The 12,276-nt window shown below is 42.3% G+C and carries 12 protein-coding genes; 4 read left to right on the top strand and 8 right to left on the bottom strand.

Going from position 1 to position 12,276, the window contains the following annotated elements; translation table 11 throughout:
* Positions 1-18: 18 nt before the first annotated feature.
* The 5 genes from DFR58_RS18570 to pyrR form a co-directional block, all read right to left on the bottom strand.
* Entirely contained in the window at positions 19-1,095 is a 1,077-nt protein-coding gene (locus tag DFR58_RS18570) for a carbamoyl phosphate synthase small subunit (protein ID WP_114299531.1), read from the bottom strand.
* Positions 1,096-1,158: 63 nt separating this feature from the next.
* Complete coding sequence (pyrF, locus tag DFR58_RS18565; RefSeq protein WP_114299529.1) at positions 1,159-2,091, bottom strand: orotidine-5'-phosphate decarboxylase; 933 nt, start codon at positions 2,089-2,091, stop codon at positions 1,159-1,161.
* Positions 2,092-2,140: 49 nt separating this feature from the next.
* On the bottom strand, positions 2,141-3,430 hold the full coding sequence (locus tag DFR58_RS18560) for a dihydroorotase (RefSeq protein ID WP_114299527.1): 1,290 nt from the start codon (positions 3,428-3,430) through the stop codon (positions 2,141-2,143).
* On the bottom strand, positions 3,414-4,352 hold the full coding sequence (locus DFR58_RS18555) for an aspartate carbamoyltransferase catalytic subunit (protein ID WP_114299525.1): 939 nt from the start codon (positions 4,350-4,352) through the stop codon (positions 3,414-3,416). The genes DFR58_RS18560 and DFR58_RS18555 overlap by 17 nt, the downstream gene beginning before the upstream one ends.
* A 276-nt stretch (positions 4,353-4,628) precedes the next feature.
* The gene (gene pyrR, locus DFR58_RS18550) at positions 4,629-5,168 is read right to left on the bottom strand and encodes a bifunctional pyr operon transcriptional regulator/uracil phosphoribosyltransferase PyrR (protein ID WP_114299523.1); all 540 of its coding nucleotides are present in this window, start codon (positions 5,166-5,168) and stop codon (positions 4,629-4,631) included.
* 341 nt (positions 5,169-5,509) lie between these two features.
* Here pyrR and DFR58_RS18545 point away from each other — a divergent pair, with 341 nt between their 5' ends.
* The 4 genes from DFR58_RS18545 (at position 5,510) to DFR58_RS18530 (ending at position 8,967) form a co-directional block, all read left to right on the top strand.
* Positions 5,510-6,139, top strand: a complete 630-nt coding sequence (locus DFR58_RS18545) for an accessory gene regulator ArgB-like protein (protein ID WP_114299521.1) — start codon at positions 5,510-5,512, stop codon at positions 6,137-6,139.
* 256 nt (positions 6,140-6,395) lie between these two features.
* Entirely contained in the window at positions 6,396-6,578 is a 183-nt protein-coding gene (locus DFR58_RS18540) for an aspartyl-phosphate phosphatase Spo0E family protein (RefSeq protein ID WP_114299519.1), read from the top strand.
* Positions 6,579-6,927: 349 nt separating this feature from the next.
* Positions 6,928-7,716, top strand: coding sequence for a zinc dependent phospholipase C family protein (locus DFR58_RS18535; RefSeq protein ID WP_114299517.1), 789 nt, complete (start codon positions 6,928-6,930; stop codon positions 7,714-7,716).
* 6 nt (positions 7,717-7,722) lie between these two features.
* Positions 7,723-8,967 carry an MFS transporter gene (locus DFR58_RS18530; protein WP_114299515.1) on the top strand — a complete coding sequence of 415 codons (1,245 nt, stop codon included), beginning with the start codon at positions 7,723-7,725 and terminating at the stop codon, positions 8,965-8,967.
* A gap of 312 nt (positions 8,968-9,279) precedes the next feature.
* On the opposite strand, the gene DFR58_RS18525 is transcribed toward DFR58_RS18530, so the two are convergent.
* The 3 genes from DFR58_RS18525 to DFR58_RS18515 all read right to left on the bottom strand — a co-directional run bounded on the left by DFR58_RS18525 (position 9,280) and on the right by DFR58_RS18515 (position 12,126).
* The gene (locus DFR58_RS18525; protein WP_114299513.1) at positions 9,280-11,031 is read right to left on the bottom strand and encodes a 5'-nucleotidase C-terminal domain-containing protein; all 1,752 of its coding nucleotides are present in this window, start codon (positions 11,029-11,031) and stop codon (positions 9,280-9,282) included.
* Positions 11,032-11,274: 243 nt separating this feature from the next.
* Positions 11,275-11,523 carry a CPF_0552 family protein gene (locus tag DFR58_RS18520; RefSeq protein ID WP_114299511.1) on the bottom strand — a complete coding sequence of 83 codons (249 nt, stop codon included), beginning with the start codon at positions 11,521-11,523 and terminating at the stop codon, positions 11,275-11,277.
* A 90-nt stretch (positions 11,524-11,613) separates the two neighbouring features.
* Positions 11,614-12,126 (bottom strand): ferritin, encoded by a 513-nt coding sequence (locus DFR58_RS18515; protein WP_114299509.1) that lies wholly within the window; start codon positions 12,124-12,126, stop codon positions 11,614-11,616.
* Positions 12,127-12,276 lie beyond the last annotated feature (150 nt).

The following is a 12,276-nucleotide window of genomic DNA, read 5'->3' as shown; positions in this document are numbered from 1 at the left end:
TATATCAATTACATATTGTTAGCTCTGCTTGTGCTTTTTCATCATATCAATAAATCCGTCGAACAAATAAGCCGTGTCGGTAGGCCCCGGCGATGCCTCGGGGTGGAACTGCACCGTAAATAAAGGAACGTCCTTGTACCTTACCCCTTCAATAGTGCCGTCATTCATATTCCTGTGGCTTACCTCCATCCTGCTGTTGTCCATTGAATCCTCAATTATAGTGTACCCATGATTCTGCGATGTAATATATGTCAAATCCTTTTCCAAATCCTTCACAGGATGGTTACAGCCTCTATGTCCGTATTTAAGCTTCTCGGTGTCGGCGTTGTTTGCGAGGGCGGTAAGCTGGTGCCCCAGGCAAATACCGAAAATGGGCTTCTTTCCCATCAAGGCTTTTATTGTTTCTATCTCGGAAATACAGTCTTTAGGATCTCCCGGCCCGTTTGAAAGCATTATACCGTCGGGATTGACGGAGAGTATGTCCTCGGCGGAGGACCATGCCGGGAAAACGTATACCTCACAGCCTCTTTTAAGCAGTGAACGGATTATATTCTGTTTTATGCCATAGTCCAAAAGAGCCACCTTAAGGCCTTTTCCTTCGTAGTGAATTACTTCCCTTGCCGTCACCTGATGCACGGGGTCTTTTATAGTATACTGCTTTATTTCTTCCAATCTGCTTTCCAGATCAAAGTTCTCATAAGTTGATATTATGCCCTTCATTGTACCCTTATCCCTCAGTATCCTCGTGAGGGCTCTGGTATCTATTCCTTCTATCCCTATTATGTTATTTCTTTTAAGATATTCATTTAATGACTCTATCGATCTCCAGTTGCTTGGTGTTCTGCACAGCTCCCTTACAATAAAACCCCTTACCTGAGGCTTGCTGGACTCTATATCCTCTAAATTAACACCGTAATTCCCTATAAGAGGATAAGTCATTGTTACAATTTGTCCGCAGTACGACGGATCCGTCAAAACCTCCTGATATCCTGTCATCCCCGTATTAAAAACTATTTCCCCTATTATTTCCCCTGTTATCCCAAAGCTGTTTCCGTAAAAAATTGTACCGTCCTCTAAAGCTAAAACCGCTTTCATCCAAATTCCTCCCTTTAAGATAATCCTTCTTATGTAAGATAAGCAAGATTATCAGATAAACACCTAAATTGCGCTGTTTATATCTTCTCTCATCCTTATTGCCTCCGCTCTGCACGCCTCGTCAAAGCGATCCTCCCCGTACCTGTCCTTCCATATATCGGATTTATAAGCGCACATTATGCTTCTGGACGCGTTTACTATTGCCCCAAGCCCGTCCTTGTTAAACGAATTTGCAATATCTCCGGCTGTTCCTCCCTGAGCCCCGTATCCCGGAACAAGGATGTATGAATTTTTCATAATTCCTCTTAAAATCTTTGCCTGCTCGGGGTAAGTGGCGCCCACTACCGCCCCTACGCTGCTGTAGCCATATTTTCCCATCACGCCTTGCCCCCACTCGGCTACATGCCCGGCTACGATTTCATATATGCTTCTCCCATCCTGAGCCACAATGTCCTGAAGCTGCCCCGAGGACTTATTGGATGTTTTTACAAGTATGAAAATACCCTTTTCATATTTTTTACAGTCCTCTATAAAGGGACTGATACCGTCGCATCCCAAGTATGGGTTCACAGTCAGTGCATCTGCTCCGAAGGCCTCCTCAAAAACCCCTCCGTCAACCTGCGTTTTGCCCAAAAAGGCTGTGGAATACGCCTCTGCCGTGCTTCCTATGTCGTTTCTTTTCCCGTCGGCAATTACCAAAAGTCCTTTTTCCTTTGCGTACTTCACCGTCCTGTCAAACACCCGCAGGCCTTCAACGCCATACATTTCATAATACGCAAGCTGGGGCTTCACGGCAGGTACAACGTCATGCACCGAATCTATTATTCTTCTGTTAAAAATCCATATTGCCTCCGCTGCCCCCTTAATATTTTCTCCATGCTCATGAAAAGCACAAGCCCTTATGACCGAAGGCACATATTCTATTCTTGGATCTAAGCCCACAACGGTAGGGTTGTTTTTCTCCTTTATTTTGTCAATAAGCTCATCTATAAACATTTAAAGCACTCCCTTTTAGGTTTATCTGCGGACTAAAGCAATTTAACAGCTATAGCAGCACCTTTTCTCTGACAACAATTTTTCCGTTAACAATAGTACAATTGACTGTTCCGTAGAGGCGGTATCCGTCAAACGGAGAGTTCTTTGCCTTTGATTGGAATTTCTGTATGTCAACGGTGTATTCCTCTTCCACATCAACAATCACAATATCAGCGGGCCTTCCTATGTCAAGAACTCCCTTATTGAGACCCAGTATCTTGGAAGGGTTGACGCACATTTTTTCCACGAGCTTCTCCATAGTAATATGACCAGGCCTCACAAGATTTGTTATTGCAAGAGGAAGAGCCGTTTCAAACCCTACCATTCCGTTTAACGCGGCATTAAACTCAACATTTTTTTCGTCATAGTGATGGGGGGCGTGATCGGTGGCTATTATATCTATGGTTCCGTCCCGAAGCCCGTCAATCACCGCATCAACATCCTTTTGCGTCCTTAGAGGGGGATTGACCTTTGCATAGGTATTAAAGCCGCTGCATGCCTCCTCTGTTATGGAAAAATAGTGAGGACAGGTCTCGGCGGTAACCTTTACACCGCGTTTCTTTGCATTTCTTATGAGGTCAACCGACAGCTCGGTGCTGATATGCGCTAAGTGTATGGGTGTCTTTGTGTATTCGGCCAGGATTAAGTCCCTCGACACCATTACCTCCTCCGCCGCAGAAGGAATTCCCTTAAGCCCCATCACAGTAGACTGGTAGCCCTCATTCATAACACCCTCATCGGCAAGCTCAAGATCCTCGCAATGTGAAATGACCGTCATGTCAAACATGGATGCGTACTGAAGCACCTTCTTCATTAAGGCTGCACTCCTTACAGGCTTACCGTCATCCGACACCGCAACAGCCCCCGCAAATTTAAGCTCGCCTATTTCAGACAGCTCCTCGCCCTTTTGCCCTTTGGATATTGCCCCTATGGGGTATACATTTACCAGAGCCTCGTGCTTGCCCTTGTTTATTACATATTTAACCATAGCCTGATTATCTATTACAGGATTTGTGTTGGGCATACACGCAACAGAGGTGAAGCCTCCCATAGCAGCGCTCCTCGTTCCGCTCTCAATGTCCTCCTTATACTCAAAGCCGGGATCCCTCAAATGGCAGTGTGCATCCACAAGCCCCGGAAGGATATACTTTCCCGTGGCGTCAATCAAGTCACAATTGGGCTGCTCCTGCAGATCCTTTCCTATTTCGGTAATTCTGCCGTTTTCTATAACCACATCCAGTATTCCGCTTTTCTTTTGACTGCTGCCTATAACATGTCCATTTTTAATTAAGATTCTCACCGCTGCCCCTCCTTGTTAAAAGATATAAAAGTGCCATTCTGACCGCCACCCCATTGGTTACCTGCTCATTAATAACGGACTGATCACAGTCCACTACCTTAGAGGACAATTCCACACCCCTGTTGACGGGGCCGGGGTGCATTACCAGAGCATCCTCCTTGGCAAACTTAAGACGCTTGTCGTCCAGACCGAAGAACCTAGCATATTCCCTTACCGTAGGGAACAGGGCCTTCTTTTGCCTCTCAAGCTGTATTCGGAGCCCCATTACAACATCGGCGTCTATAAGCGCCTCCTGTATTGTGCTGTATACCCTTATTCCGAGGTTCTCTATTCCGGGGGGCATCAGTGTCGCGGGGCCTGCAACGCTGACCTCCGCTCCCATTTTAACCAATCCCCATATATTGCTTCTTGCAACCCTGCTGTGGTATATATCCCCTATTATGGCTATTTTCAAGTTTTTCAGCGTGCCCTTTTTCTCAAGTATGGTAAACATATCAAGAAGTGCCTGAGTGGGGTGCTCGTTCATACCGTCTCCCGCGTTAATTACAGAAGCATTCACATTCTGTGCGAGAAGATGCGGAGCACCGGACATGGAATGTCTTATAACAATTACGTCGGCTCCCATCATGTCTATTGTTTTTCCGGTATCTATGAGAGATTCGCCCTTTGCCACACTGCTCCCGGATGCGGATATGTTTGCCGCGCTGGCGCTCATGTATTTAGAGGCCAGCTCAAACGACAGTCTTGTCCTGGTACTGTTTTCATAAAATAAGGTGATTATTGACTTACCCTGCAAATGCGGCGTCTTTTTGTTCTTTGAAGCAAGAATATATTTCATTGTCTTAGCAGTTTCCAGAATGTAGCCTATCTCTTCCGCCGTCATATCCTTAAGCCCCAGTACATCCTTTGATTTTAATATCACCGTACACCCCACCTTTTTACTTAGTTTGTTAAAAAATTTACTTAAGACAGCTATCAAGCTGCCAGACTGCTTAAACTTTTAAAAAAAGTAAGGAATATGCTTCCTTACTTTTTAAAAATAGACAGTTGTCAATATTGGTTTTAGAAGGAAATAAAAATAGAATAGAGAAACAGGAGTATTTTTTTATGTGTAAAAGTATCTTCTTAATAATCTTTTCTCTCGTCATTTTGTAATCCCTTCCGTTTCCATTACAAAGATATATGCTTACTACTCTTATTACTTCATATCACTGATTGTAACAGTGTTTATTCCGTCTACATCCATAAGCTTGACATGGACAATTTCATTCTTTGATGTAGGTACATTTTTCCCCACATAGTCAGGTCTTATAGGCAGCTCTCTGTGGCCCCTGTCAATAAGAATTGCAAGCTGCATCATTCTGGGCCTTCCGATATCCATTATTGCATCAATGGCAGCCCTTATGGTTCTCCCGGTAAAAATAACATCATCCACAAGAATAACCTTTTTGCCGGTTATTGAAAAGTCAATTTCAGTACCGTTAATAATAGGATGCTCGGACAAAGTACTCAAGTCGTCCCTGTATAAAGTAATATCCAGTATGCCCACAGGCACGGCATTGCCCTCAACATCCTTTATTTTTCGCGCTATCATTCTGGCAAGTGGGACTCCTCGTCTTTGTATTCCGATTATTACGACATTCTCCACACCCTTATTCTTTTCAATAATCTCATGGGATATTCTTGTGACAGCTCTCATTATACCATTTTCATCCATTATTTCAGCTTTATCCGGCATAATTCTCACTCCGTATAGAATATTTTAAAAGCACAGGCGACGTTACAAATAAAATGTCCTGAAAACCAAAAAAGCTTCTTACCAAGAGGCAAGAAACTCAACATAACAATTACAAGTAGATAATAAGCTATAAATCTACGCTTAATCCGTTTTTAATTGTTACCCTTTCAGCCTCTCTGGACATGTTAAAAGGTCTAAAGACTTATTTTCCAATGACAATATTATCACAGCACATCGACATTGTCAAGAAGGGTTTAATTGGGAATAAATTATAATTATTACAAAAACATGTGGTAATATGCGGTAAAATGATGTATACTTTAATCTAAGGAGTGATAATTATGAGAATTATTCAAAAATGCTCTTACGCCTGTGCCAATAATCTAACCTTGGCATTAAATGAAAATCATCAAAAAAGAGCGGTATATTATTATGGCTTTCAAATTGTTCTTGGCTCTGTTTTTAAGATTATTATTCTTGTAGCAACAGGACTTCTTCTCGGCATACTTTATCCTCTTATACTTATATCTCTTTGCTTTGCAGCGCTTAGAGTGCTGGCGGGAGGATATCATATGGACAGCTACGGAAAATGCATTGTCGTTTCCATGGTGCTGTTTGTGCTTGCTGGGCTGCTGGCAGGTTACACACATATGTATTGGAGCCAGCTTCATATGGCTGTGCTTGCGGGAGCAACCTTTATTGCAGGCCTTCTCACAGTAAACAAATACGCTCCCAGAGATACCCCCAACAAGCCTATAACAGATGTCGCAGAAAAAAGAAGGTTTAAAACCCTGTCTTTTATATATCTGTTTGTATGGCTGCCGGTAACATTGGCTCTCATATACTTTAATCTTAATATGTATGCTGTTTCGTTGTGCCTTGGCGTACTGTTGGAGCTGTTTTCCGTATCAGACCTCGGCCATAGATTTTTTGATGTTATAAAAAACCGGCTTTCCTATAAAAAGAAATAATATAGCATATAATTACAGCATTAATTTTTTCTTCTCCCTTTAAAATATATAAAATAGTCTGCATTGTTATGTATGATTGTAAGATTATGGTGCAGTTTTATTGACATTAATAATCGTTAAGTGTATAATATGGGTACAAAATGTACCCATGAATATTTTAAATCCTTTAATGAATGTTAGTGATAAAAGAGGCAAGTGCCTTGAGACAGTGGTAAGCAATTTCTGTTACAGGGCGTAAGGGGAGGAGGGTAAACCGTTGACAGATGAAAAAAAGAAGCTAAAAATAGATAATTTACAAAGTCTGCTGAATAGTCTTGCCATACCTGAAAATTTGCAAAGTGAAAACATATTAAATATCAGCAGGGAGTTAGATATTTTAATAGCAGAATACTATTTAAATCCAGCTCAAAGGCAGCAAAAGACGATTTATATTATTTAATTTGTTTTTACAGGACATTAATCAATTATATGTTTTATAAGGTCAAAGGCCTATAGCTAAGATACACAACAGCATTCCCTTTGTTCATCTCACCATGCGACAAGCAACAAGGGTCCTTATGATTGCCTATTAAAGGCTCTCAAAGGGCATCCCTTCCGCTTGCACGGTAGATGTGTTTTTTGTTCTCACCAATTTTAAAGCTATGGGAACATATACATGACAGACGGCAAAGCAACCGCATTTTTTTATTGTCTTAATTTTTAAAACTTAACAAAGATATTAACTTGCTTTAACATAAAAATGATATCATAAAGCACATTATAATTAATTATTGAATGGGGAAATATTCATGCCGTCTACCTATGCCCATTACACATTCGGAAAAAAAGTATTGTCACAACTGCCGCATGACATTCAAAATATTGCAGCACAGCACGAGACAGCATATCATATAGGGCTGCACGGCCCGGATATACTATTTTATTATAGCCCCCTTATAAAAAACCCGGTAAACAGAACAGGCCACCGCATACATAAGGAACCTGCTTCGTTCTTTCTGGAACATGCGGCAAAGACAATCCGCAAGTCAGGGGATGAAAAATCCCTCGTCTATATACTGGGGTTTATATGCCATTTTGTGCTGGACAGCAGGTGTCATCCGTACATTGAAGAGGTAATTAAAGCCACAACCCTGTCGCATAGTAAAATCGAAACGGAATTTGACCGCAGCCTGATGCTGAAGGCTGGGCTGGATCCTCTTAAATTCAATCCCGGAGAGAATATCGTGCCTGATCGGAGTCTGGCGACACATATTGAAAATCTGTACGTCAATATTACCCGTGAACAAATTTACAAAAGCATTGTTTCTATGAGACGTTACATAGCATTGCTTGCATATCCCCAAAACATTGTACGCTTTATTGTAAAGGGTCTTATGAAAATCACGGGAAATAACAGCTCCATAGGTGAAATGATTATGGATAAAACGCCGGATTTAAGATGCGACAATACCAACCACAAGCTTTATGCCCTTTATAATGAGTCGGTTTCACTGGCAGCAGAGCTTGTATCCGAATACTATTACGGCATAGAAAAAAACTCTGGGCTCAATGAATACTTCTCCCATAATTTTGGATGAGGTGAAATGATGAGCAAGCTGACCAGACTGGAAAAACACTGGATATTATACGATGTTGGAAACTCAGCATTTATAATGATGGTATCTACTATTCTTCCTATTTATTTTAAGAACATGGCAAGTGAGGCCGGAGTGCCTCTTTGGGACTCGACAGCATACTGGGGGTATGCTTCCTCCATAGCTACTGTAATTGTTGCACTTCTAGGGCCGGTATTAGGTGCCGTTGCAGACACAAACGGCTATAAAAAGCCTCTTTTCACTGCCTCTTTAATACTTGGTGCGGCAGGGTGCATCGCTCTTTCATTCCCATACTCCTGGATGGCCTTCCTTGTCGTCTTTGTAATCGCAAAGGTAGGATATTCAACAAGTCTTGTTTTCTATGATTCCATGCTTACAGACATCACTACCGACAAAAGAATGGACAATGTGTCCTCTCACGGATATGCATGGGGATATATAGGAAGCTGCATACCTTTTACTGCCGGACTTGCACTCATTCTGTTTTCCGGCCGGCTTGGCATCGGCTCCGTTGCCGCCACAAGCCTAGCGCTTATTATTACCGCAGTATGGTGGGTGGCGGTATCTGTCCCCCTTATTAAAAATTACAAGCAGGTCTATTTTGTTGAAAAGCTCGGCAATCCCTTAACAGACGGTCTGAAGCGCATAGCTTCATCCCTTGGAAGCATACGCCAAAATAAAAAAATCTTCCTGTTCCTTCTGGCGTTTTTCTTTTATATAGATGGAGTTTATACAATTATAAGCATGGCAACCTCATACGGAAAAGACGTTGGAATAAGTGACAACAATTTGCTTCTGGCACTGCTTTTGACACAGGTTGTAGCCTTCCCCTGCTCTATCCTCTTCGGAAGGCTTTCTAAAAAGCTCCCCACGGAATGGTTGATTGGCATATGCATCATAGGCTACTTTCTGATATCAATTTTTGCTCTTCAGCTTGACAGGGCATGGGAATTCTGGTTTCTGGCAGTGTGTGTAGCCGTTTTTCAGGGAGCAATTCAAGCGCTGTCGCGTTCATATTTTGCCAAAATTATTCCTAAGGAAAAATCCAACGAATATTTCGGATTTTTTGATATCTTCGGCAAGGGTGCGGCCTTTATGGGAACTACCGTTATGGGTGTGTCCACACAAATCAGCGGAAGCTCCAAAGCCGGTGTCGCGTCTATAGCCCTCATGTTCTTAATAGGAGCCATACTTTTTGGCATAGCAGTGAAGGAGGGAGCGCAGAAAAAATAACAAGCCCTCTTTTTAGGACTCGTTATTTTTTGCAAGCATAGGGCCGTAAATATTTATGCCTCAGCATAAATATTTACGGCCGCATTTTGTACTATACATGTAGCGATAAAGATTTTACAAACATAGAGGATATAATTGCTTACAGAAATTTTTAATAGCAACGAAAAGGTGCCTTGCGGGGAAATGTCTCACGGGTCTGTCATCAGGCACTTTTCTTAGATGTATTCCTTACGGGTCAAAAAAATTTCTTCCATCAAACTATATCCTCCATGTAAAATCTTTATCGTGTCCTATACTACATTTTCAAGCCGCCTATGCCGCAGGCTTAAACGCGGCGGCTGCCTTTTCCGCCTGCTTGATATAGTCGGGCTGTTCGGGAGCAATGGTCTTTGACTCCTTTACGGCATCTACAAGCGCATCCCTTACAGGCATATATGTATTCTTTACATTTCTTGCTGCGGAAAAATCGTATTTATCCCCGCCGGTAAGCATGAAATCATTTATAACCACCGTATAATATGCTTTGTCCTCTATGGGTGTACCATCCTCAAGGGTTATGCTTACAATGCTGCTTCCCTGCTCCCTTTCCGGATCATATATTACCTTAAGCCCTGAAAATTGCCCGTCTGTAATCGACTGGTTATTTATACCATGGTCAATTGCCTTCTTTAAGTCCGCTCCGGGAAGCTCCATGGTTACAAGATAATTGTCAAACGGCATAATCTCGTACAGGTCACCCATTGTTATGTCTCCCGCAGCCATAGACCTTCTCAGTCCGCCTCCGTTTTGAATAGCCACCTGCACACCCGTTTTTACTCTCATGACATCGCACGCCCATTTCCCCAAAAGGGTGACGGTCCCCTTTGTGCTTCTGTCGTGAGTAAATTCCGCAGAGGCGGTGCCGAGCTTTTCTCCAAGAATAGGAGCCAGCTCATTATTGTACTTCTGGTAAACCGAAGCGGCATAGGCATCGGGAGTTATATCATTTTTCGTTTTGTAAAGCTCATTTAAAGAAGGAACAACCTCCTTAACCTTTCCATCCGGGCCAAGGACAACAGACAGCTTTGCCAGCGTGCGTCCGTTATAATATGCCTGAACAACCGGCACACCGTTAACCTTCCCGGAAACCGTCATATGACTGTGAGCCGAAATAACTCCGTCAAGGCCGCTGACCTTTTTGCACAGCTCCGCCGCGATTCCCGTAATTTCTCCTGTTTGGGCATCCTGCTCACAATCGAGGTGAGTGAGGGCAATAATTACATCCGGCTTACCCTCCGGCGCCTTTCCCTGCCGTAAGTAATCTATCCATTCCTGAGCTGATTGGGCAGGATCTCTGAATTCAATTTCCGATACATATTCGGCTTTAGTCAGCGAGGGAGTATCGGGATGAGCCAGCCCTATAAATGCAATCTTTACCCCGCCCTTATCGGCAATCATATATGGGCTTGCCCATTTTACAGGCTGTCCGCTTGTGCTGTCATATATATTGCACGCGACAAAGGAAAAGCTTCCGTCCTTTGCCCATTGCTCAATTTTGTCTGTACCCCAGTCAAGCTCATGATTTCCCACAGACGAGGCAAACACATTCATAGCCTTCATCATTTCCGATACCGGCGACCCATAGGTAAGGTTTGAAATAGCCGTGCCCTGATAATTATCTCCCCCCGACACAATAATTGTATTGGGGTTTTCAGAAACAGCCCTCTTTGCGGCCGCCACCAGCTTAGCCATTCCTAAGTTTTTTCCCGTCTGGCTCACATCCTCCGCCACATTCCCATGAAAATCATTGAAGGATATTATGTCGACCGACTTAGCGGCTTCCCCTTTAGAAGAGCTGTCTTTCGGAATTTTAATTTTTTGCTCAGGATAAATTAAATGTGGATCCTTCAGCTTGTTGTATTCACTTAGCTCCTTCCAATCCACATCATATTTTTCTGCGATTTTCCATAGTACGTCTCCTGATTTAACCACATAAATTTCTTCCGCCGATGCCACGCTTGATATCATCACGGAAAGAGCGAGCATAAGGGATAATACGATACTGAGCTTTTTAAATTTTTTCATTCAAGATTACCTCCATTTCACTCCCTGCAGGAATGTTAATTTATTAAATAACTGTTGTGTTTCAACGCAGCCCATCTGTATTGTAACAAATTTGGAAATAAGAACAACAGACTTAATTAAACCTTTACATATATTTAACCACATTTCATGAACAAACATCTTAATAAAAGGCTATACGATGACGGTAATTATTCCGTGACAATAAAAAATGGGCTGCGCTTCAAACCGAGTGCAGCCCATTTTTTATAATGTAATTGTTTTAGCCTTCAGACCCTCAATACTGTTTAATTCATTTTCCAGATCCTTAATTTCCTCATCACTTCCACACAACTGTAAAACTACCAGCCCGTCTTCTGAACATACATCTCCGGCCTCGTGCAGCCCCAGCCTCATTTTTATTTTACAGCCATGCTTAGTCAAAACCTCCTGCATTTCCACCGCCTTTTTAGACCTGTGATTTACAAGCACTGCCATCACGTTATAGCAAGACATAAGAATCCCCCTTATAAAATTTATTTATAATTAAAAGGAGCTGCCGCAAAAACAGGCGTTAAATACGGCAGCCTTTAATTTTAGATGCCCTTATACTGCCGCTGTGGGAGGAGTATACACTCTCTGAGCCATTTCCCCATCCAGCATGAGTATTCCCCTTCCGTCATTTCCCACCAACTGAACCTTTTTAAGATTGGCGTCAGCGCTTGCTTCTTCCTCTGTCTGCTCATTTACAAACCACTGCAGGAACTGATTTGTCTTATGATCCTTTTCTTCAATAGCCACATCAACTATATTATAAATCGATCTTGTCACAAGCTGTTCGTGCTCAAGGGTGAGCCGAAGGGCCTGCTCAATGGACTCAAAATCAAAGTCCGGAGCGTCAATTGCACCTAATTGCACCCTTCCCCCCACTCTGTTTATATAATCAAAAAACATCATAGCGTGATCTCTTTCCTCCTGTGCCTGAATCCGAAACCAGTTTGCAAAGCCTTCAAGATTAATTGAAGTGAAGTAGGCACCTATAGATAAATAAAGATATGCGGAGTAAAACTCCTTTCTCACCTGATCATTGAGCTCTTTTTGCATCCTTTCGGTAATCATGTTTAAAACTCCTTTCATAAGCCTCATATTTTTAATACCATCCAAATTTATATATTATATATTTAGCAATAAAGATTTTACATGGAGGATATAATTTGATGAAAGAAATTTTTTTGACCCGTAAGGAATACATCTAAGAAAAGCGCCTGA

The sequence above is a fragment of the Anaerobacterium chartisolvens genome, from assembly GCF_003337415.1.
In the GTDB taxonomy this organism is placed as follows: Bacteria; Bacillota; Clostridia; order Acetivibrionales; family DSM-27016; genus Anaerobacterium; species Anaerobacterium chartisolvens.
This window is presented reverse-complemented; position numbering and strand designations above follow the sequence as displayed.